Below are 21,719 nucleotides of genomic sequence, written 5' to 3'. Positions count from 1 at the left end.
ATCCGTCGACCGCCCCTCGCGCGCCGCACGCTTACGCTGCGCGTTGGCGCCCTGGCTGGTGCCGCCGCCGCGCTGCGGCTCGGGAGCCGCGGTCGGCGCCACGTACGGTGCGACCTCGCCGACGAGCTTCACGAGGGCGTCGCTCGCGGGCGTCGCGGCGACGAGCGGCGCGATGATCGCGGCCTTGCGCAGGAGGTCCTTGACGTCGCGCTCCTGCCCGGGCAGCACGAGGGTCACGACCGAGCCCTCGGCGCCGGCGCGCGCGGTGCGCCCGGAGCGGTGCAGGTACGCCTTGTGCTCGGCCGGCGGGTCGACGTGGACGACGAGCTCGACGTCGTCGACGTGCACGCCGCGCGCGGCGACGTCGGTCGCGACGAGCACCTTCGCCTGCCCCGACGAGAACGCGGCGAGGTTGCGGTCGCGCTGCGGCTGCGACAGGTTGCCGTGCAGGTCGACCGCGGGGATGCCCTGCGCGGTGAGCTTCTTCGCGAGCTTCTTGGCCTGGTGCTTGGTGCGCATGAAGAGGATGCGGCGGCCCATGCCCGAGGCGAGCGTGCGCACGACCTCGTTCTTCGCGTCGGTGTCGGCGAGGGTGAAGACGTGGTGCGTCATCGCCGCGACGGGGGAGTGCGCCTCGTCGACCGAGTGCAGCACCTCGTTCTGCAGGAAGCGGCTGACGAGCTTGTCGACGCCGTTGTCGAGAGTGGCGCTGAACAGCAGCCGCTGCCCGCCGCGCGGCGTGGCGTTGAGGATGCGCGTGACCCCGGGGAGGAACCCCAGGTCGGCCATGTGGTCGGCCTCGTCGATGACGGTGATCTCGACGGCGTCGAGGGTCACGAAGCCCTGCTTCATGAGGTCTTCGAGGCGACCGGGGCACGCGACGACGATGTCGACGCCGCCGCGGAGCGCCTGCACCTGGCGGTTCTGGTTGACGCCGCCGAAGATCGTCGTGGTGGTGAGGCCGTAGGCGCGGGCGAGCGGGGCGAGCACCGCGTCGATCTGGGTCGCGAGCTCGCGCGTGGGCGCGAGGACGAGGCCGGACGGGCGGCCGGCTCGGCGCGTGCGGGCGGCGTCCTTGAGGCGCGCGACCATCGGGATCGAGAAGGCCAGGGTCTTGCCCGAGCCGGTCTTGCCGCGGCCGAGCACGTCGCGCCCGGCGAGGGTGTCGGGGAGCGTGTCGACCTGGATCGGGAACGCGGTGGTCTTGCCGTCGGCGGCGAGGACGTCGACGAGGGATGCCGGCACGCCGAGCGCGCCGAAGGAGATGTCAGTCATGGGAGGTTCTCTGGGCACGCGGTGGTGCCCGGGTCGGTGGCCCGCGCGCGGGTGCGCGCACGGGTTCGCCGTACGAAGGATGTCAGCCGACATCGGCCAGCGGGCCGGCGGCGAGGGAAGCGTTCTACGACGCGAGAAGCGCGGTGACGCGCTGCAACGATCCGACTCTACCAGTCGACCCTGTGCGTTCCCGCCGGAGGTCGGCCGCGACCCCGCGGGTAGCGTGGAGGCATGGCCCGCAGGATCTCCACCGACGAGGGGCGTGCGGCGCTCGCCGCCGTGCGCGCGGCGGACGCGGCATCCGCTCGCCCCGCCCGCGCCGACCTCGCCACGGCCGTGCGCTACCTTCTGCAGCTGCTCGTGGAGAAGGCGCCGGGCAACGCGGTCGAGGTGCGCGTGCCGCCGTTCGGCGCGGTGCAGGTGCTCGAGGGTCCGCGGCACACGCGCGGCACGCCGCCCAACGTCGTCGAGACCGACACCGCCACGTGGATCGCGCTCGCGACCGGTGCCGAGTCGTGGGCGGATGCCGTCGCCGCCGGCCGCATCCTCGCCTCGGGCACGCGCGCCGACCTGTCCGCGCTCCTGCCGTTGCGCCCCTGACCGTCCGGAACCCGGCCCCGCCCGGGGTGAGACAATGAGGACATGGTCGAGACCGCCCGCCTGCGCCGCAGCCCCAAGTTCGCGGCGTTCCTGCTGCTCGGCGCGGCGCTCGGCGTGCTGGTCGCGCTGATCCTCACCTTCGCGTTCGGCGGTGCGGGCGACGAGAGCACGTACACCGGCGTGGTCTACTCGTCCGGGCAGATCTTCGGCTTCCTGCTGCTCGGCTGCGTGCCCGCGGGCGTCGCCCTCGGCGGCGTGACGGCTCTGATCCTCGACCGCACGGTCGGACGCCGCACGCGCGAGGTGCACATCGAGCGCGAGCGCGTCCAGGACGCCGACTGACGGCATCCCGCGTCGGCGCCGTTTCTCACCGAGTCACTGCGCCCGCGTCGACTCACCGCGTTGCGGCGCAGTGACCCGGCGGCGGAGCAGTGACTCGCGTGGCGGGAGCGGGCGAGACCGCGCCGGGGCGAGTCGGGACGCCGACGCCGGCGCGCACGGACCCGGCGCTACGCGAGGTCGGCGATGATCGGCCCGACCGCGGCGTCGAAGGCCACCACGTCGCCGCGCAGCCCGTCGGTGACCGCGACGGTGAGCGACCCGATCCACCAGATGCCGCGCTGCGCGAGCGGCAGCACCTGCACGTTGAGCTCGAACGAGTGCGCGCGCCGGCCCACCTGGCGCTCGTGCTGCGCGATCGCGCTCGCGTACGCGCGGTACGACGTGCCGGTGCCGACGTGCACGGTCGCGGCGTATCGCTCGTGCATGTCGCGCGCGTAGTCGACGGCGTCCTCCGCGTACGGCAGGATCGCCCGCAGCAGCTCGCCGAAGCCCTCCGACGGCAGCGCGATGTAGGTGTCGTAGCCGTCCACGAGCTCGAGCGGCACCGACGACGGATGCGCCTGCGGCTCCACGGTCATCGCCCAGAAGGCGCGCCACTGGCGTTCGAGCACCGCCTGCTCGGCCTCGGCGCGAGGCAGCTCCGAGGGCGGCAGGCTGCGCAGCGGCGGCAGCTCGTCGGGCGAGCGGATGCCGAGCACCTGACGCAGGTAGAGCGCGATCAGAACCGGGATGCCGGCATCCTCCCGCACCACCCAGTCGGGCGCACCCACGCTCATGCCGCCCATTGTAGGCGGCGACCGCGCGGGGCGGCCCGGGCCGGGGAGCGGGCGAGGGGCCGAGACCGACCACGGCGACGGGGCGGGTAGGCTGGTCCGGTGGCCTCAGCCCCCGCGAATCCCTACACCGAAGCCGGAGTCGACACCGCTGCCGGCGACCTCGCCGTAGAACTGATGAAGTCGGCCGTGCGTCGCACCCACGGTGCCGACGTGCTGGGTGGAGTCGGCGGGTTCGCCGGCCTGTTCGACGCGACGGCCTTCAAGAGCTTTGAGCGCCCGTTGCTGGCGACCAGCACCGACGGCGTCGGCACGAAGGTCGCGATCGCCCAGGCCGTCGACAAGCACGACACGATCGGGCTCGATCTCGTCGGCATGGTCGTCGACGACATCGTCGTGGTGGGCGCCAAGCCCCTGTTCATGACCGACTACATCGCGTGCGGCAGGGTCTTCCCCGAGCGCATCGCCGACATCGTGCGCGGAATCGCCGCCGGCTGCGCCGAGACCGGCACCGCGCTCGTGGGCGGCGAGACCGCCGAGCACCCGGGACTGCTCGGCATCGACGACTACGACGTCGCCGGTGCGGCCACGGGCGTCGTCGAGGCGTCCCGCGTCCTCGGCGCCGATCGCGTGCGCGTCGGCGACGTCGTGCTGGCGCTCGCCTCCAGCGGCCTGCACTCCAACGGCTTCTCGCTCGTGCGTCGCATCGTCGAGCGCGCCGGCATCCGGTACGGCGACCACGCCGCCGACTTCGGCGCGACGTGGGGCGAGGTGCTGCTCGAGCCGACGCGGCTGTACACGAGCCCGCTGCTGCGGCTCATCGCGCAGCTCGGCGACGACGTGCACGCCCTCAGTCACGTGACCGGCGGCGGCATCGCGGCGAACCTCGCACGCGTGCTCCCCCGCGGCTCGTGGGTCGAGGTCGACCGCTCGACGTGGTCGCCGCCCCCGGTCTTCCGCGTCCTCGCCGAGCTCGGGGGGCATCCCCTGGAGAGCACCGAGGGCACCTGGAACCTCGGCATCGGCTTCGTCGCGGCCGTCTCGGCCGAGAAGGCGGATGCCGCGATCACGGCGCTCGCGCACGACGGCATCGCCGCATGGCAGGTCGGGGTGGTCCGCGACGGCGCGCGCCCGGAGGGCGCATTCGAGCAGGGGGCGAAGGGCGTCGACGGCGGAGCGGTGCGGCTCGTCAGCGACTACAGCGAAGCAGGAGCGAACTAACCCCTCATGTGCGGAATCGTCGGCATCGTCGGCCAGCAGCCCGTCAACCAGGACATCTACGACTCGCTGCTCCTGCTGCAGCATCGCGGCCAGGACTCCACGGGCATCGCGACGGCCGAGTCGAACGGCGTCCTCCACCAGGCCAAGGCGCACGGCTACGTGCGCGAGGCGTTCCGCACGCGCGACATGCGGTCGCTGCTCGGCAACTCGGGGCTGGGCCACGTCCGCTACGCCACCAAGGGCAAGGCGTCGAACGAGGAGGAGGCCCAGCCGTTCTACGTGAACGCGCCGTACGGCATCGTCCTCGTGCACAACGGCAACCTCACCAACACGCGCGAGCTGACCGACGAGCTGTTCCACCGCGACCGTCGCCACCTCAACACCAGCTCCGACACCGAGCTCCTCGTCAACGTGCTCGCCAACGAGCTGCAGGCCTCGATCACCGGCCTCGAGCTCGGTCCCGACGAGATCTTCTCCGCGGTCGCACGCCTGCACGAGCGGGTCGAGGGCTCCTACGCGGCGATCGCGCTCATCGCGGGGCACGGGCTGCTCGCGTTCCGCGACCCGTTCGGCATCCGCCCGCTCATCCTCGGCACCCGCAAGGCCGAGAACGGCCGCTACGAGTGGATCGTGGCATCCGAGTCGCTCGTGCTCGAGAACGGCGGCTTCGAGATCGTCCGCGACGTCATGCCCGGCGAGGCGGTGTTCGTCGACCTCGAGGGCCACCTGCACTCGCGCCAGTGCGCCGCGGACCCGAAGCTCATCCCGTGCTCGTTCGAGTACGTGTACCTCGCGCGGCCCGACAGCGAGATGAACGGCATCTCGGTGTACGAGGCGCGGCTGCGGCTGGGCGACCGCCTCGCCGACACGATCGCGAAGTACACGCCGCGGCACGCGATCGACGTCGTCATGCCGATCCCCGACTCGTCGCGGCCGGCGGCCATGCAGGTCGCCCGCAAGCTGGGCCTGGAGTACCGCGAGGGCTTCTACAAGAACCGCTACGTCGGCCGGACGTTCATCATGCCGGGCCAGGCGGTGCGCAAGAAGAGCGTGCGCCAGAAGCTCAACGCGATGTCGAGCGAGTTCAAGGGCAAGAACGTCCTGCTGATCGACGACTCCATCGTGCGCGGCACGACGAGCAAGGAGATCATCCAGATGGCGCGGGATGCCGGGGCCAAGAGCGTCACGTTCGCGTCCGCCGCGCCGCCGGTGCGCTACCCGCACGTGTACGGCATCAACATGCCCTCGCGCCACGAGCTCGTCGCCCACGGCCGCACGATCCCGCAGATCGCCGAGGAGCTCGGCTGCGACTACCTCGTCTACCAGGAGGTCGAGGACCTCCGCGACGCCATCCTGGAGGGCTCCGACGTCGAGGACCTCGACATGAGCTGCTTCGACGGCCGCTACGTCACCGGCACCGTCACCGACGAGTACCTCGCATGGGTCGAGGGCAGCCAGGAGAGCTGAGTCCGCGGACGGACGAGGACACGGACCGTTCGGCGGTCGGCACCCCGCGCGGAGCGCCGATCCCTTCCCAACTAGGCTGAGCGGGTGAGTCAGGTCTCCGTGCGTCCGCTCTGGCAGGGACGCACCCTCGCGGTGATCGGCATCGTGCTGTTCGCCTTCTCGCTGCGCTCGGCCGTGGCGTCCCTCTCACCGCTTCTCGACCACATCGAGGCGGACTTCGAGCTCTCCGCGGTCGTCGTCGGCCTGATCGGCACGGTGCCGCCCGCATGCTACGCGGTGTTCGGCATCCTCACGCCGATGATGGAGCGCAGGTACGGGCTGGAACGGCTCGCGGTCATCGCGATGACGGGCGTCGCGCTCGGCCTGTTCGCCCGCGGCTTCGCGTTCGACTCGATCTCGCTGCTCGCGGCGACCGCGCTCGTGTTCGCGGGCGTCGGAGTCGGCAACATCCTGCTGCCGCCGCTCGTGAAGAAGTACTTCCCCGACCGCATCGGGCTCATGATGACGGTCTACTCGACGACGATGGCGGTGTCGACGTTCATCCCGCCGCTGGTCGCCGTGCCGTTGGCGGATGCCGCCGGCTGGCGCCTCGCGCTCGGCGTCTGGGCGGTGTCGGCGGTCCTGGCCATGATCCCGTGGGCGGTCATGTTCCTGCGCGAGCGCGCCGCCGCGCCGCTGGACGTGGACGAGGCGAACGCGCGCGTGCTGGGCCGGATGTGGCGGCTGCCGCTGCCGTGGGCGCTGACGATCGTGTTCGCCTCGTCGGGCAGCCTCGCCTACAGCGCGTTCGGCTGGCTGCCGGTCGTGCTCGTCGACGCCGCGGGCGTCACCCCCGCCGAGGCCGGGGTGATGCTGTCGCTGTTCGCCCTCATCGCGCTGCCGATCGCGCTCCTCGTCCCGGTGCTCGTGGTCCGCTACGAGGCGGTGCGCCTGCTGGTGTGGATCGGTGCCGTCGCCGGCGCGACCGGCCTCGGCGGGCTCATCCTGTTCCCGACCGTCGCGACGCTGCTGTGGGTGCTGCTCTACGGCATGACCGCGACCCTCTTCCCGCTCTCGCTCGTGCTCCTCGGGCTGCGAGCGCGCACGCACGAGGGCGCGGTGGCGCTGAGCGGGTTCGTGCAGAGCGTCGGCTACGGCGTCGTGGCGCTGTTCCCGCTGGGACTGGGCCTCCTCCACGACCTCACGAAGAGCTGGGTCGCACCGCTCCTCGTGCTCGTGGTCGTCGCGCTCGTCGCCATCCCGGCGGGCATGGTCACGGCGCGTCCGCACACCGTCGAGGACGAGTGGGAGCGCCGTCACGGCGCGTGGAACGGGGCCTGAGACCGAAGCGCACCTTGTGTATACGAAAAGCGCCTGATGCGCCAAAGATTGGGCAAAATCCGTGCTTAGTGTATACACTATCGGGGACGCCCGAAGGGGGGGACCATGCGAGCCGGTGAGCACGCGTACCGCACGCTGCGGAACGAGATCCAGTCCGGCGCGCTCCCCGCCGGTGCCGTGCTGGTGGAGGTCGAGCAGGCCGCTCGGCTCGGCGTGAGCCGCACCCCGCTGCGCGAGGCGCTCGGCCGGCTCGTCGCAGACGGCCTGGTCGCGCAGCAGTCCCCCCGGGTCACCGTGGTCACCGACGTCGACCGCGACGACATCCGTGCGCTCTTCGAGATCCGTCGTGCCCTGGAGGAGGCGGCGGCGCGACTCGCCGCAGCCCGTGCGGACGGCGCCGTCTTCGCCGCGCTCGCCGACGAGTTCGGCGAGGCGCACCTCGCCGGCGGCGAGGCGCTCGACGCGTACTACCGCCTCATCGCGCGGTTCGACGAAGCCCTCGACGCGGCGGTCGAGAACGACTACCTGACGGCGGCGCTCGGGAACGTCCGCACGCATCTGGTCCGCGTCCGACGTCTCGCGCGCGACAACCCCGAGCGGCTCGAGGCATCGGCCGCCGAGCACCGCCTCATCGCCGCCGCGATCGCCGCGGGCGACGCCGACCTCGCCGCGCACGCGACGCACGTGCACCTCCACAACGCGCTCGCCAGCATCCTCCGCTCGCTCGACGCCGCCGAGGCGGCGGGCGATCCGGCCGCACGGGCCGACCTCGCGACACTGACCCATCAAGGAGCAGCATGACCGTCACGCATCACCTCCGCGTCCACCGCAGCGACGAGCCCCTCGCGCGCGAGGGGCAGCTGGCCTGGCGCATCGCCGAGGTCGCGACCGACCCCGTCGAGGTGGATGCCGAGGTCGTCGACATGATCGTGAACCGGATCATCGACAACGCGGCGGTGGCTGCGGCGTCCCTCACCCGCGCGCCGGTGAGCGCCGCGCGCCAGCAGGCGCTCGACCACGCCGTCTCGGCCGGCGGTCAGGGCGCGACCGTGTTCGGCTGCGCGCTCGAGCGCCGCACGAGCCCGGAGTGGGCGGCGTGGGCGAACGGCGTCGCGGTGCGCGAGCTCGACTACCACGACACGTTCCTCGCCGCCGACTACTCGCACCCGGGCGACAACATCCCGCCGATCGTCGCGGTCGCCCAGCACGTCGGCGCCGACGGCCGCGCGCTGGTCCGCGGCATCGCGACCGGCTACGAGATCCAGATCGACCTCGTGCGCGCGATCTGCCTGCACAAGCACAAGATCGACCACGTCGCCCACCTCGGCCCGTCCGCCGCGGCCGGCATCGGCACGCTCCTCGGGCTCGACACCGCGACGATCTACCAGGCCGTCGGCCAGGCCCTGCACACGACGACCGCGACGCGCCAGTCGCGCAAGGGCGAGATCTCGACGTGGAAGGCGCACGCGCCGGCGTTCGCGGGCAAGATGGCCGTCGAGGCCGTCGACCGTGCGATGCGCGGCGAGACCTCGCCGTCGCCCATCTACGAGGGCGAGGACGGCGTCGTCGCCTGGATGCTGGACGGGCCGGACGCCTCGTACGACGTGCCGCTCCCGGCGCCCGGCGAGGCCAAGCGCGGCATCCTCGACTCGTACACGAAGGAGCACTCCGCCGAGTATCAGGCCCAGGCGTGGATCGACCTCGCCCGCAAGCTGCACGGCTCGCATCCCGCGCTCGCCGACCCCGCGAACGTCGACGCGATCGTGCTGCACACGAGCCATCACACGCACTACGTGATCGGCTCGGGCGCGAACGACCCGCAGAAGTACGACCCGACGGCATCCCGCGAGACGCTCGACCACTCGATCCCGTACATCTTCGCGGTCGCGCTGCAGGACGGCGGCTGGCATCACGTGGACTCGTACCTGCCGGAGCGTGCGGCCCGTCCCGACACGGTCGAGCTGTGGCACAAGGTCACGACGGCCGAGGATGCGGAGTGGACGCGTCGCTACCATTCCGACGACCCGGCCGAGAAGGCGTTCGGCGGCCGCGTCGAGATCCGGCTGACCGACGGGTCGACGATCGTCGACGAGATCGCCGTCGCCGACGCGCATCCGCTCGGCGCCCGCCCGTTCGCGCGCGAGGACTACATCCGCAAGTTCCGGATCCTCGCCGAGCCCGTGCTGACGCCGGAGGAGATCGAGCGGTTCCTCGAGCTCGCCCAGCGTCTGCCCGAGCTGACCGCCGACGAGGTGCGGCAGCTCACGATCGTCGCGAAGCCGGGCGTGCTGGCCGGCGCGCCGGCGCCGAAGGGGCTGTTCTGATGCGCGCCGCCACGCCGAGTTCGCAGAATCGCGCGAAGTTCGCAGGGATTCGCGCGAATGCTGCGAAGTACGCGCGATCCTGCGAAGTCCGTGGGGAGCTGGTCTGATGCTGTACTCGAACGTGTCGGCCGCCGAGAAGCGGCGTCTGCTCCGGGAGCGGCTGGCATCCGGCGAGCTGCTGCGGTTCCCGGGCGCCTTCAACCCGCTGTCGGCGCGGCTCATCGAGCGCAAGGGCTTCGAGGGTGTCTACATCTCGGGCGCCGTGCTGTCGGCCGACCTGGGCCTGCCCGACATCGGCCTCACGACGCTCACCGAGGTCGCCGGCCGTGGGCAGCAGATCGCGCGCATGACCGACCTGCCCGCCCTCATCGACGCCGACACCGGCTTCGGCGAGCCCATGAACGTCGCCCGTACGATCCAGACGCTCGAGGACGCGGGCGTGGCCGGCTGCCACATCGAGGACCAGGTCAACCCGAAGCGCTGCGGCCACCTCGACGGCAAGTCGGTCGTCGACGCCGACACCGCGATCAAGCGCATCCGTGCCGCGGTCGACGCGCGCCGCGACCCCGACTTCCTCGTCATGGCGCGCACCGACATCCGCGCCGTCGAGGGGCTGGATGCCGCGATCGACCGCGCCAAGGGGCTCGTGGACGCCGGCGCCGATGCGATCTTCCCGGAGGCGATGCGCACCCTCGCCGAGTTCGAGGCGATGCGCGCCGCGCTCGACGTGCCGATCCTCGCCAACATGACCGAGTTCGGCAAGAGCGACCTGTTCTCGGTCGACCGGCTGCGCGACGTCGGCGTGAACATCGTGATCTGGCCCGTCTCGCTGCTGCGGATCGCGATGGGCGCGGCATCCCGAGCCCTCGATACACTCACGGAGGAGGGGCACCTCACGTCGAAGCTCGGCGAGATGCAGCACCGGGCCGATCTGTACGACCTCATCGACTACGAGGGCTACAACCGGTTCGACGCGAACGTCTTCGACTTCCAGATCACCCGACAGTGACCCCGGCTGCCGCGACCCGCTGCTCGACGCCGCGGATCGCGACGGCGGAACGGGTCGTGAGAGAGGACAGAGCATGACCGATCCCGACATCAAGAAGGGCCTCGCCGGCGTCGTCGTCGACTACACGGCGGTCAGCAAGGTCAACCCCGAGACCAACTCGCTGCTGTACCGCGGCTACCCCGTGCAGGAGCTCGCGGCGACGCAGTCGTTCGAGGCCGTCGCCTACCTGCTGTGGAACGGCGAGCTGCCCACCGACGAGCAGCTCGCGGAGCTCCGTGCGGCGGAGCGGGTGCACCGCGCGCTCGACGCCGACGTCCGCGCCGCGATCGACCTGGTCCCGCTCGACGCGCACCCCATGGACGAGGTGCGCACGGCGGTCAGCCTGCTCGGTGCGCGCGACCTCGCGGGCTCGGGCTCGGTGCTGGACGCCGTCGGCACGCCCCAGGAGAACCTGCAGCGGAGCATCCTGCTCTTCGCCGCCCTGCCCTCGATCGTCGCCTACGGTCAGCGTCGGCGGCGCGGCCTCGAGCTCGTCGAGCCGCGCGACGACCTCGACTACGCGGCGAACTTCCTGTGGATGACGTTCGGCGAGGAGGCCCACCCGGTCGTCGTCGACGCGTTCAACCGCTCGATGATCCTGTACGCCGAGCACTCGTTCAACGCCTCGACGTTCACGGCGCGCGTCGTCACCTCGACCCTGAGCGACCTGTACTCGGCGGTCGTCGGGGCGATCGGCGCGCTGAAGGGCCCGCTGCACGGAGGCGCGAACGAGGCCGTGCTGCACATCTTCGACGAGATCGGCTCGGCCTCGAACGTCGTGCCGTGGCTCGACGCCGCGCTTGCCTCGAAGCGCAAGATCATGGGCTTCGGGCACCGCGTGTACAAGCGCGGCGACTCGCGCGTGCCGACGATGAAGGCCGCGCTCGACACCCTCGTCGCGCACTACGACCGTCCCGACGTCGCCGCGCTCTACGACGCGCTCGAGAGCGAGTTCGTCGCGCGCAAGGGCATCTACCCGAACCTCGACTACCCGTCGGGCCCCGCCTACAACCTGATCGGGTTCGACACCCTGACCTTCACGCCGCTGTTCATCGCCGCCCGCATCACCGGCTGGACCGCGCACATCATCGAGCAGCAGGCGTCGAACGCGCTCATCCGCCCGCTGTCGGCGTACAACGGTCCCGACGAGCGGCACGTCGCCGGCTACGTGCCCGACACCGCGGCCGTGGACGTGCAGGAACGCGTCGAGGAGGCCGCCGAGTAGCGCTCCGCGAAGCTCCCGCGACCGCGCGACGCCCTCGCCTGCGCGCGGCGCCGGGGGCGCCCGCGTGCCTCACCGAAGCGCTAGGCCTTCTCGAGCTCGTCCTCGTCTTCGTCGGCGTACTGGTCGGCCCACTTGTCGACGTACTCGTCGTCGTCGTGGTGACCGAGCTCGCGTTCGAGCGCAGCGTAGTTCACGCTCGGGCTGTAGGACTTCAACTCCCGCGCGATCTTCGTGTGCTTTGCCTTCTGACGGCCGCGCCCCATGCGAGACCCCCTCGATTCTGAATCACGGGCTGCAGCTTGCCCGTCGCAATGACGAACCGGCTCTGGGCCGGGAAGAGTAGCATTCAGATTACCACGGAGCCCCCGGGCCGGCGCCGGTCGCGCCGGGCCGCAGCAACGCGAAGGAGCAGTCCATGGACACGGACGCGGCCGCGAACATTCCGCACAAGGGCGTCATCGTCGGCGTCGTGCCCGGGCAGTCGCCGCGGCTGCTGCGCGAGGGCGCCCGCTACGCGAAGCTGTTCCAGGCTCCGCTGGTGGTGCTGCACGTCGACGTCATGCGGTTCGTCACCTACGAGGACCCGGACGGGTACGTGGGCTCGACGCCGGTCGACCTCGGCGCCGCCGCGGCCGAGTCGGAGCTCGCCCTCGTGCACGCGGACGCCTCCGCCGTCCTCGCCGGATCGGGGGTCGACTGGAGCGTGCATCAGCTCGTCGGCGACCCCGCGCTGGCGATCAAGCACGCGGCCGACAAGAGCGACGCCCGGCTGATCGTCGTCGGCACCCGCAAGCGGGGCCTCGGCGAGTCGATCCGCGAGTTCTTCACCGGCTCGGTGGCGGCGCGGCTCGCGCACCGCCAGCAGCGCCCGATCCTCGTCGTGCCGCTGGGCGAGCCCGCGTCGGACGACGAGGAGCTCTGGCCCGAGTCCTGAGCGCGCTCGCCTCGCTTCCCCGAGTCACTCCTCGGGGACCGACTCACTGCGCCGCTGCGCAGTGAGTGGCCGGTTGGGCAGTGACTCGGGGGAGATGGGCGCGCACGTGCGCGCCCGGGCCTCAGCGGCGCAGGGCCCGCGTGACGTCGCGGCCGGCGCTGTCGAGCGCGGCGACGAGGGCGTCGACGACGGATGCCTCGAGCTCGCCGCCGCGGGCGACGTGACCGCGCAGGTCGGCCCGCACCTCGCTGCGGAACGTCGTGAGGGCCTCGTCGGCCCGCTGCAGCTGCTCTCGCGAGGCGACGCGGACGTCGTCCTCGGCGGGGGTGCTCCGCGCCGACGCGCGCTCGGCCTGCGCGGCCGCGGCGAGGTCGGCCCGCAGGCTCCGCATCGCGTCGCGCACGCTGCCGCGCACCTCGTCGGCGATGAGCCGCACACTGTCGGCCAGGTCGGCCTCGATGCCCTGGAGGTCGTCGGCGCGCGCGCGGACCTCGGCGCGGCCGGCATCCGTGATCGCGTAGACGGTCTTGCGCCCGTCGACGGTCTTGGTGACCAGGCCCTCCTCCTCGAGCTTCGCCAGGCGCGGGTACACCGTGCCGGCACTCGGGGTGTAGGTGCCGCCGGTGCGGTCGGACAGCGCCTGCATGAGGTCGTAGCCATGCCGCGGCCCCTCGTCGAGGAGGTTCAGCAGGTACAGGCGCAGGTCGCCGTGGGAGAAGACCGGGGCCATCGTCACCACTCCTCTTCGGGCTCGGGGCGGCGCAGCACGGTGATGTCGCCGGAGACCGAGTTGACGCGCACGTCGACGAACGTGCCGCTGAGCTCGCCCGCCGAGCCGGTGTAGTTGGTCGTGGGGCCGGTGCCCTGGCCCGAGCGGACGACGCCGTCGACCAGGACGCGGCCGCTGACGCTGCGCAGCACGTAGTTGGCGGGCAGGCCCTCGTCGATGCGCACGGTCGCGTTGCCGCTCACCGTGTTGAGGCTCACACCGTGGACGGGGCCGGCCGAGTCGACGAGCATCGCGCCCGAGACCGTGTCGACGGTGGCCTTGCGGATCGTGCCGGTGGCGGCGATGTCGCCCGAGACCGAGTTGGCGCTGAGCGCCCCCACGAGCCCGCGCACCTGCACCTCGCCCGAGACGGCGTTGACGGACAGATCGCCGGTGAGCCCGTCGACGATGATGTCGCCCGAGACCGTGTTGAGCCGCGCTTCGGACGCCAGGCCCGACACGAGCGCGCTCGCGTTGACGACTCCGAGGGTCAGGGCGATGTCGCGGGGCACGGCGACGCTGATCTCGGCCTTGGGGCCGCCCGCGCCGAAGTTGCGGAACACCTCGAGGAAGTTGTCCCAGCGCAGCTGCGGGTGGTCGATCTCGACCACGTCGCCGGAGACCTCGATGCGGAGGTCCTTGACGGTGACGGCGTGCACCTCGATGCGCACGCCCGGCTCGTCGTGCCCGACGACGTCGATCTGGCCGCCGACGAGGCCGATCTTGAGTTTGCGGACGTCGTCGAGGTCGATGACGCGGGTCTCACCGGGGTGGATGAGCCACTTCTCGAGGGTCATGGGATGCTCCTGGTTCGCGGATGGATCGCGCTATATCGCGTTACGGGAAGCATAACACGATATATCGTGAATCGCGGACCAGTCGTGCGCTGCGCATCCGTGCGGACGTCGGACTGCAGCCCGACATGACGAAGAGCGGATGCTGAAACGGCATCCGCTCTTCGCGTATCCGTGTTCAGCTGCGGGCGGCGCTGGGGACGCCGACCGCATCCGTTTCCCCCGAAGCGACCCGGGTTAAGGGGAGTCCCGGATCGCCCCCACGGCAAGTCGTCTCGGCGGTCTGGGGTCCGACGAGATCTCTGGTTAACGACAGTTCACCAGGTCTCTGGACATCCGTCAAGATTTTTTTGGACGACTGTCCGAGAAACGTGCCTGCTCGGGCTTTCGTCGGCGTATGATCGGGGCCAGCACGAGCCGACGGAGGTGCAGCATGGGGACGCTGACCGCACGGACGACCAGGACGCGAGCGGACAAGTTCGCGTCTCGCCGCAGGATGCTCGCCGAGGCCGCTCTGGCGACGATCGCCGAGCGCGGCTTCGCGAACACGGGCCTGCGCGAGATCGCGCACCACTCCGCGCTCTCGCACGGCTCGCTGCACTACTACTTCCAGGACAAGGACGATCTCATCGCCGAGGCGGTCTGGCTGAACAAGTCAGAGTGCGCGCGCCGGTACGACGAGATCGTCGTGACGTCCGGCGACGCCACCGAGCTCGTCGAGCGCGTCGCCGACGCGATGGCCGCCACGTTGCGCGACGACGCGTCGCTGCACCGCCTCTGGTACGACCTGCGCAACCAGTCGCTGTTCGAGGACGGCTTCCGCGACACCATCGTGCGCATCGACGCGCTCCTCGAGCAGATGGTGTGGGCGATCGTGCAGCGCCACTCCGAGCTCACCGGCCGCCCGCCGATCCTCGAGCCCGACGTCGCGTACGCGCTGGTCGACGGGCTCTTCCAGAACGCGCTGATCCGGTTCCTCCGCGGCGATCCCGGGGCGATCGACCGCCTGCGACGCGACTGCGCGGGCCTGTTCTCGTCGCTCACCTGATCCGATCGACGCCGGATGCCGGCCGCCACGGCCGTGTCCCGCCTCCGTCCCGGCGCACGAGAGTACCGTGTGGCCGTGGCATCCGCACGGTGGTTCTCCCCGGTGTCGCTGGGCCTGGTCGTCCTCGGCGGCGCGGTCGGCGTCGCCGCGCGCGCCGCGCTGATCGTGCCGCTCGACGGCACGCATCCGCTCGTCGTGCCGGCGGTGACGCTCGCGATCAACCTGCTGGGCTCGCTCCTCCTCGGCGTGATCGTGGGCTGGCTCGACGACCGGCATGCGCGCTGGCGGGTGCTGCTCGGCACCGGCGTGATGGGCGGCTTCACCACCTACAGCGCGTTCGCGGTGCAGGCGGTGTCGACCTTCACCGCCGCGCCGGTCGTGGGGCTCGCGCTCATGGTCGTGTCGCTGTTCGGCGGCGTCCTGGCCGCGGCAGCGGGACTGCTGGTCGGGCGCCGCATCGCCGACGTGCCCGGCGAGATCGAGCCCCTCGGAGACGCCGAATGAGCGCGCTGGGCCCGGGCGAGGTCGCGGCGATGGTCGTCGGCGGGGGCCTGGGAGCGGGGGCTCGCTACGTCGTCGACGCGTTCGTGCAGCGCGGGAGGGGCGATGCCTTTCCCGCCGGCATCCTCATCGTCAACGTCACCGGCTCGTTCCTGCTGGGACTCGTGACCGGACTCGGAAGCGTCGTCGCACCCGCCTGGATGTCGATCCTCGGCGTGGGCGTCCTCGGCGGCTACACGACGTTCAGCACGGTCATGGTCGAGACCGTGCTCCTCGCGCAGCGCCGGCGGCGCGACTGGGCCTGGGTGAACCTGCTGGTCACCCTCGCGGCCGCCGTCGTCGCCGCCGCGGCGGGCGTCGGGCTGGGCGCGCTCGTGCCGCGCTGACGGCGCCGGCGGCGGCGGGAACGCGTGCGATACTGAGCCGATACATCCGTGTATCGGCTTCGTCCCGTCGCCCGTCCTCTCGTCCGCAAAGGCCCTCCGTGTCGAACCTCGCCGTCCTGAGCCTGCGGAACCGCGCGCTCATCGCCCTCATCACGGTCGTCGCGGCGATCTTCGGCGGAATCGCCCTCACGAGCCTCAAGCAGGAGCTCATCCCGTCGATCGAGTTCCCGCAGCTGTCGATCGTCACGACCTACCCGGGCGCCTCGCCCGAGGTCGTCAGCAACGACGTCTCCGGGCCGATCGAGACCGCGATCCAGGGCGTGCCGGGCCTGGAGTCCACGAGCTCCACGAGCACCACCAACGCGTCGATCGTGCAGGCCTCGTTCACATACGGCACCGACCTCGCGACCGCCGAGCAGAAGATCCTGCAGGGCATCAACCGCATCAAGAGCCAGCTGCCCGAGGGGCTCGAGCCGAACGTGCTCAGCTTCTCGATCGACGACTTCCCGGTCATCCAGCTCGCGGTGACCGGCTTCGACGACGAGCAGTCGATCCAGGCCCGGCTGGAGTCGACCGTCGTGCCCGATCTGCAGGACGTGGCCGGCGTCAACGCCGCGCAGGTGGTCGGCGGGCGCGGCCAGCGCGTCACGATCACGCCCGACGCGGCCGCGCTCGCCGCCGCCGGCTACACGCAGCAGGCCATCCGCGACGCGCTCGACCGCAACGGCGCGTTGTTCCCCGGCGGCCAGATCACCGAGGACGGCCAGACCCTCACCGTGCAGACCGGCGCGAAGATCGCCTCGATCGAGGAGCTCTCCGCGCTTCCGCTCGTGCCGGCGAACGCCGAGCAGTTCCGGGCCGGCGCGGTCACGATCGCCGACGTCGCGACGGTCGTGCAGGAGCAGGACCCGGTGCAGACGATCTCGCGCGTCGACGGCAAGCCGGCGCTCACGATCGCCGTCACGAAGCTGCCCGCCGCCAACACGGTGGACGTGTCGCGCGGCGTCCTGGCCGTGCTGCCCGACCTCGAGCGCGCGGTCGGCGGGGGCGCCGAGTTCACCGTCGTGTTCGACCAGGCGCCGTACATCCAGCAGTCCATCGAGTCGCTCGCGCAGGAGGGCCTCCTCGGCCTCGTCTTCGCGGTGCTCGTGATCCTCGTCTTCCTGCTGTCGGTGCGCTCGACGCTGGTCACGGCGATCTCGATCCCGACCAGCGTGCTGATGACCTTCGTCGGCATCCAGGCGTTCGGCTACTCGCTCAACATCCTCACGCTCGGCGCGCTGACGATCGCGATCGGCCGCGTCGTCGACGACTCGATCGTCGTGATCGAGAACATCAAGCGCCACTACGTCGGCGACGCCGACAAGCTCCGCTCGATCGTCCGCGCCGTGCGCGAGGTGGCCGCCGCCATCACGGCGTCGACGATCACGACCGTCGCGGTGTTCCTGCCGATCGCGTTCGTGGGGGACATGACCGGCGAGCTGTTCCGCCCCTTCGCCCTCACGGTCACCCTCGCGATGTCGGCGTCGCTGCTGGTGGCCCTCACGATCGTGCCGGTGCTGGCGTACTGGTTCCTGCGGCCCGGCGCCCCCGTGCTCGACGACGGCGGCCGCCAGATCGACCCGGAGAGCCCGGACGCCCCGCCGTCGCGCCTGCAGCGCTACTACCTGCCGATCCTGCACTGGACGCTCTCGCACTCGTGGATCACGCTGCTGCTGGCCGTGCTCGTGCTGGGCGGCACGGTGGCGGCGGCGCCCTTCATGAAGACGAACTTCCTCGGCGACTCGGGGCAGAACACCTTCACGATGACCCAGACGCTGGGGGCGGCGAGCTCGCTCGACGAGGAGGACGCCGCGGCCCAGAAGGTCGAGGAGGCCATCGCCGACGTCGACGGCGTGCAGACCGTGCAGGTCTCGATCGGCTCGTCGGGCTCGGCGCTGCGCGACGCGTTCACCGGCGGAGGCGGCGGCGTCACCTATTCGATCACGACCGACCCGGATGCCGATCAGCTCGCCGTGCGCGAGGCGGTGCAGCACGCGGTCGCCGACCTCGACGACGTCGGCGAGCTCACGATCGCCGCCGGCGGCGGCTTCGGCTCCAGCGACATCGAGATCGACGTCACCGCCCCCGACCAGTCGACGCTGCAGGCGGCGACGGACGCCGTCGTCGCCGCCGTCGACGGACAGGAGGGCATCAGCCAGGTGACCTCGAACCTCGCGGCATCCCTCCCGTACATCGCCGTCACGGTCGACCGGGCCAAGGCGGCGGCGCTCGGCCTGTCGGAGGTCGCGGTCGGCGCGCTCGTGTCGAACACCATGCAGCCGCAGCGCATCGGCTCGGTCGAGATCGACGACACCGCGCTCACCGTCTACCTCGCGGCCTCGCAGACGCCCGCGACGCTCGACGAGCTGCGCGTGCTCACCGTGCCGTCGGCGACCGGCCCCATCCCGCTGCAGCAGGTGGCGACCGTCGCCGAGAGCCAGGGACCCACGTCGATCACGGCGCAGCGCGGGCAGCGCACCGCGACCGTGACGGTCACCCCCGCCGGCGACGACCTCTCGACCGCGTCGGCGACCGTCACGCGGGCGCTGCTCGACGCCGACCTGCCGAAGGCGGCGGACGCCGAGCTCGGCGGCGTCGTGTCGCAGCAGCAGGACGCGTTCGGCCAGCTCGGGCTCGCGATGCTCGCGGCGATCCTCATCGTCTACATCGTGATGGTGGCGACGTTCAAGTCGCTGCGTCAGCCGCTCCTGCTGCTCGTGTCGGTGCCGTTCGCGGCGACCGGCGCCATCCTGCTGCAGATCGTGACCGGGGTGCCGCTGGGCGTGGCATCGCTCATCGGCGTGCTCATGCTGATCGGCATCGTCGTGACCAACGCGATCGTGCTCGTCGACCTCGTGAACCAGTACCGCGAGAAGGGGCTGTCGGCCCACGACGCGACGGTCGCGGGCGGCTCGCGGCGACTCCGTCCGATCCTCATGACGGCGCTCGCGACGATCTTCGCGCTCACGCCCATGGCGCTCGGCATCACCGGGCACGGCGGCTTCATCTCGCAGCCGCTCGCGATCGTCGTGATCGGCGGGCTCATCTCCTCGACGGTGCTGACGCTGCTGGTGCTGCCGACCCTCTACAACCTGGTCGAGGGAGCACGCGAGCGCCGTGCGCGCCGGACGGGGCCCGCGGCGGCCGCGACCGCATCGGACGCACCGGCGGACGGTGCAGCGTCGGCCGCACATGACGACCCGGACCTGCATCCTCGCCGCAGCCTGCATCATCCGCGATGATCTCGTCCGTCTGACGAGCCGCGACCGTCCACTCGGTGTGCGACGTCGGCGCGCCGGCGCACGGCAGCGGCGAGAAGCGCCCCGCCGGGCGCACGGACTCGTCGGCGGTCGCCGTGCGCTCGGACTCGTGGCGCAGGAGGCGCAGGCGCAGTCCGCGGGAGAAGACCGCCGTCCACAGCCCGATGAGCGTGAACCCGATCAGCTCGAACCCGGCGAGGTTGATGAGCCCCGCGGCGAACACGACGATGGCGGCGGAGAGCACCACGATGACCGCCAGCGTCACGACCCGCAGGCGCGCGGAGAGCGCCCGTCGTGCGCGCACCGCGAGGCCGAGCATCACGATGAAAGAGAGCATCGCGCCGCTGGCGGCGCGATCGTGCAGGAACTCGTTCGTGTTCAGGGGCACCAGGCCCACGGCGCTCAGATGCACGCCGAGCGAGCCGACGCCGAGCGTGAACACGTCGCATCGTCGGCGGTGGGCCGGGTCGGCGATGGCCAGCAGCTCGAGCCGCGTGCGGATCGCGAAGCAGCTGAACAGCACCCCCGCGACGATGATGGTGAGGTTGAAGACGTGACCGGACAGGTCGGGGTAGGTGCCGAGCTTGCTGAAGTGCAGTCGCCACCAGTCCTTGTCGGACGTGGTCAGGATGGAGATGGCGACCCCGACCGCGAGGACGGTCGTGGCGGCGGTGGACAGGTGCTCGGCACGGAGGCGCTCATGACGAAGAGGATCGACAGCGCGCAGCCGTGAGATCACGGTCGGCGGCGCGAAGACGGCGATTGCGGACATCGTGGCTCACAGATCGAAAAGTGGCGTCGCCGAACCACATCCCTCCCCGGATGGTTCGACGCCGCCGGGGCGAAAAAGACTCCCCAGCCCGAGTGGTCGGGACCACTCGCCCCCAATCGTATCCGGCTCGCCTGAGCGCGTGTCCCCCAAATGGTGGGGAAACGCAGTCTCACCCGATCAGGCCGGCAGGCTCACACGATCACGGCGCGTATTCGATGCCCCACTGACCGGCCCAGCGCTCGCCGGGCGCGAGAATCCGCAGGTCCTGCCCGGAGTTGAACGCGTTCGCGGGAGCCGTCATCGGCTCGATCGCGACCGCGAGCTCCTGGCCGGGATAGCGGTCGGTCGTGAAGACCTGCACGTAGTCGAACCCCGGTCCCTGCCATAGCGAGACCGACCGCCCGTCCGGGGCCGTGAGCGTCGTGCGGACCCGGCCGTCGTCGTCGCGGGCCAGGTCGCCGAACGCGGTGTCGAGCGACAGGTCGCCGAGCCGTCGCGGCGCGCGCAGGTCGGTCGCGGCATCCACGGGCGTCTGGGCGGTCGGGATGAGCCGCTCGTCCACCTCGAAGCGCGTCTGCGCGTCGAGCCGGATCGTCAGCTCGGCGGTCGGGACGCCGCCGAGCTGGACGTACGGGTGCGTGCCGAGGGCGAAGGGCGCGGCATCCGTGCCCCGGTTGACCACCTCGTGGGTCACGGTGAGGCCGCGCGGGCCGACCTCGTAGGCGACCGTGCTGTCGAGGAGGAACGGATAGCCGGTCTGCGGGAACACGGTCGCGGCGAGGACGACGCGGTGCGGCTCCTCGGCGACCGGCTGGTAGGGCATGAAGCGCAGCAGCCCGTGCGACGCGTTGCCATACGCGGGCTCGCTGATCGCCAGCTGGCGGGTGACGCCGTCATGGGTCCAGCGGCCGCCGGCGACGCGGTTGGGCCACGGGAGCAGCACGATCCCCGACGCCGCCGGCGTGGGCGACGTGTCGGGGTAGGAGGGGACGAGGTCGACTCCGTCGACGGTCAGCGCGCGCAGGGCGGCGCCGACCTGCGTGATCTCGGCGTGGACGTCGTCGGCGGCGATGCGGAAGCGGATGCCGGTGGGATCGGGTGCCATGCCTCGAAGGTAGCGTCCGTGACCGGCGTTCTCCCAGTGACGTTCGCTAAGCTCGTGCGGTCGGCTCGTGACACCGTGTGTACGGGTGGGTTTGTGAGTCTGAGGGCCGATGGTGTGCGTCGATCGACGCCCATGACCATCACATGAATGGCCCCCGGCCGACGACAGTCCGGGTCTGCTCGCCAGGGGCGAGCGCTGTTCTCGTGCGAGAGAACCCAGAAGGACGACCCATGCCCAAGAGCAAGAAGCCGGCCGGCGGCCGCGCCCACGACTTCGACCCGCGCTACGCGAGCGCCCGAAAGCACCGCCCCGGCGAGTCCTCGTCGGGCAAGACGGGCTCCAAGAGCCCGAAGCACCGCGGCTACCGGCCCGAGGCCGAAGCCGGCCCCGCCGGTGCCCCGGCGAAGAAGAAGCGCTGGACCGCGCAGGAGAGGGCGGGTCGCGACGAGGCCCGCGGCATCCGCACGCACGCGCGCGGCGACCGGGCCGGCGGCGCGGGCCTTGCCGAGCGCG

General features: G+C 71.6%; 20 protein-coding genes and 2 pseudogenes. 15 read left to right on the top strand and 7 right to left on the bottom strand.

Translation table 11 applies throughout. The annotated features are described in order from the left end of the window. On the bottom strand, positions 1-1,275 hold a 1,275-nt coding region (locus tag WML84_RS04630; RefSeq protein ID WP_347344970.1), incomplete at its 3' end, for a DEAD/DEAH box helicase. 231 nt (positions 1,276-1,506) lie between these two features. On the opposite strand from WML84_RS04630, the gene WML84_RS04625 reads away from it, so the two are divergent. Next, entirely contained in the window at positions 1,507-1,875 is a 369-nt protein-coding gene (locus tag WML84_RS04625) for a sterol carrier family protein (protein ID WP_347344969.1), read from the top strand. Between the two features lie 42 nt (positions 1,876-1,917). Further along, positions 1,918-2,217 (top strand): potassium transporter Trk, encoded by a 300-nt coding sequence (locus tag WML84_RS04620; protein WP_347344968.1) that lies wholly within the window; start codon positions 1,918-1,920, stop codon positions 2,215-2,217. Between the two features lie 167 nt (positions 2,218-2,384). Here the strand turns inward: WML84_RS04620 and WML84_RS04615 are convergent, their stop codons facing one another. Beyond that, on the bottom strand, positions 2,385-2,993 hold the full coding sequence (locus WML84_RS04615) for a zinc-binding alcohol dehydrogenase (protein WP_347344967.1): 609 nt from the start codon (positions 2,991-2,993) through the stop codon (positions 2,385-2,387). 99 nt (positions 2,994-3,092) lie between these two features. Here WML84_RS04615 and purM point away from each other — a divergent pair, with 99 nt between their 5' ends. The 7 genes from purM (at position 3,093) to WML84_RS04580 (ending at position 11,595) form a co-directional block, all read left to right on the top strand. Further along, positions 3,093-4,211, top strand: coding sequence for a phosphoribosylformylglycinamidine cyclo-ligase (gene purM, locus WML84_RS04610; RefSeq protein ID WP_347344966.1), 1,119 nt, complete (start codon positions 3,093-3,095; stop codon positions 4,209-4,211). A 6-nt stretch (positions 4,212-4,217) separates the two neighbouring features. Beyond that, complete coding sequence (gene purF, locus WML84_RS04605; protein ID WP_347344965.1) at positions 4,218-5,678, top strand: amidophosphoribosyltransferase; 1,461 nt, start codon at positions 4,218-4,220, stop codon at positions 5,676-5,678. A gap of 84 nt (positions 5,679-5,762) precedes the next feature. Continuing rightward, on the top strand, positions 5,763-6,998 hold the full coding sequence (locus tag WML84_RS04600) for an MFS transporter (protein WP_347344964.1): 1,236 nt from the start codon (positions 5,763-5,765) through the stop codon (positions 6,996-6,998). A 105-nt stretch (positions 6,999-7,103) separates the two neighbouring features. Further along, complete coding sequence (locus WML84_RS04595; protein WP_347344963.1) at positions 7,104-7,799, top strand: GntR family transcriptional regulator; 696 nt, start codon at positions 7,104-7,106, stop codon at positions 7,797-7,799. After that, the gene (locus WML84_RS04590; RefSeq protein WP_347344962.1) at positions 7,796-9,322 is read left to right on the top strand and encodes an MmgE/PrpD family protein; all 1,527 of its coding nucleotides are present in this window, start codon (positions 7,796-7,798) and stop codon (positions 9,320-9,322) included. The genes WML84_RS04595 and WML84_RS04590 overlap by 4 nt, the downstream gene beginning before the upstream one ends. 106 nt (positions 9,323-9,428) lie before the next feature. Continuing rightward, complete coding sequence (gene prpB / locus WML84_RS04585) at positions 9,429-10,331, top strand: methylisocitrate lyase (protein WP_347344961.1); 903 nt, start codon at positions 9,429-9,431, stop codon at positions 10,329-10,331. A 73-nt stretch (positions 10,332-10,404) separates the two neighbouring features. Continuing rightward, positions 10,405-11,595: a bifunctional 2-methylcitrate synthase/citrate synthase gene (locus WML84_RS04580; RefSeq protein ID WP_347344960.1), complete on the top strand. Its 1,191-nt coding sequence runs from the start codon at positions 10,405-10,407 to the stop codon at positions 11,593-11,595. Positions 11,596-11,675: 80 nt separating this feature from the next. On the opposite strand, the gene WML84_RS04575 is transcribed toward WML84_RS04580, so the two are convergent. After that, positions 11,676-11,858 (bottom strand): DUF3073 domain-containing protein, encoded by a 183-nt coding sequence (locus WML84_RS04575; protein ID WP_347344959.1) that lies wholly within the window; start codon positions 11,856-11,858, stop codon positions 11,676-11,678. 152 nt (positions 11,859-12,010) lie between these two features. Between WML84_RS04575 and WML84_RS04570 the strand changes: the two genes are divergently transcribed. Further along, positions 12,011-12,529 (top strand): universal stress protein, encoded by a 519-nt coding sequence (locus WML84_RS04570; protein WP_347344958.1) that lies wholly within the window; start codon positions 12,011-12,013, stop codon positions 12,527-12,529. A 121-nt stretch (positions 12,530-12,650) separates the two neighbouring features. Here the strand turns inward: WML84_RS04570 and WML84_RS04565 are convergent, their stop codons facing one another. Continuing rightward, complete coding sequence (locus WML84_RS04565; RefSeq protein ID WP_347344957.1) at positions 12,651-13,259, bottom strand: PadR family transcriptional regulator; 609 nt, start codon at positions 13,257-13,259, stop codon at positions 12,651-12,653. A 2-nt stretch (positions 13,260-13,261) separates the two neighbouring features. After that, the gene (locus WML84_RS04560) at positions 13,262-14,095 is read right to left on the bottom strand and encodes a DUF4097 family beta strand repeat-containing protein (RefSeq protein WP_347344956.1); all 834 of its coding nucleotides are present in this window, start codon (positions 14,093-14,095) and stop codon (positions 13,262-13,264) included. Positions 14,096-14,525: 430 nt separating this feature from the next. Here WML84_RS04560 and WML84_RS04555 point away from each other — a divergent pair, with 430 nt between their 5' ends. The 4 genes from WML84_RS04555 to WML84_RS04540 all read left to right on the top strand — a co-directional run bounded on the left by WML84_RS04555 (position 14,526) and on the right by WML84_RS04540 (position 19,311). After that, positions 14,526-15,140: a TetR/AcrR family transcriptional regulator gene (locus WML84_RS04555; RefSeq protein WP_347344955.1), complete on the top strand. Its 615-nt coding sequence runs from the start codon at positions 14,526-14,528 to the stop codon at positions 15,138-15,140. Positions 15,141-15,215: 75 nt separating this feature from the next. Beyond that, positions 15,216-15,644: a CrcB family protein gene (locus WML84_RS04550; protein WP_347344954.1), complete on the top strand. Its 429-nt coding sequence runs from the start codon at positions 15,216-15,218 to the stop codon at positions 15,642-15,644. After that, entirely contained in the window at positions 15,641-16,027 is a 387-nt protein-coding gene (locus tag WML84_RS04545) for a CrcB family protein (protein WP_347344953.1), read from the top strand. The genes WML84_RS04550 and WML84_RS04545 overlap by 4 nt, the downstream gene beginning before the upstream one ends. Before the next feature lie 98 nt (positions 16,028-16,125). Next, complete coding sequence (locus WML84_RS04540; RefSeq protein ID WP_347344952.1) at positions 16,126-19,311, top strand: efflux RND transporter permease subunit; 3,186 nt, start codon at positions 16,126-16,128, stop codon at positions 19,309-19,311. Between the two features lie 169 nt (positions 19,312-19,480). Here the strand turns inward: WML84_RS04540 and WML84_RS04535 are convergent. Together WML84_RS04535 and WML84_RS04530 are read right to left on the bottom strand one after the other, a co-directional pair. Beyond that, positions 19,481-20,101 (bottom strand): annotated as a pseudogene (locus tag WML84_RS04535) (DUF998 domain-containing protein); the annotation flags it as partial. Between the two features lie 199 nt (positions 20,102-20,300). After that, on the bottom strand, positions 20,301-21,206 hold the full coding sequence (locus WML84_RS04530) for an aldose 1-epimerase family protein (protein WP_347344951.1): 906 nt from the start codon (positions 21,204-21,206) through the stop codon (positions 20,301-20,303). Positions 21,207-21,436: 230 nt separating this feature from the next. Between WML84_RS04530 and WML84_RS04525 the strand changes: the two are divergent. Next, positions 21,437-21,719 (top strand): annotated as a pseudogene (locus WML84_RS04525) (hypothetical protein); the annotation flags it as partial.

It is taken from the genome of Microbacterium sp. (assembly GCF_039812165.1).
Classification (GTDB): Bacteria; Actinomycetota; Actinomycetes; order Actinomycetales; family Microbacteriaceae; genus Microbacterium.
Note: the sequence above shows the minus strand (reverse complement) of the source record. Positions and strands in the feature narration are given on the sequence as shown.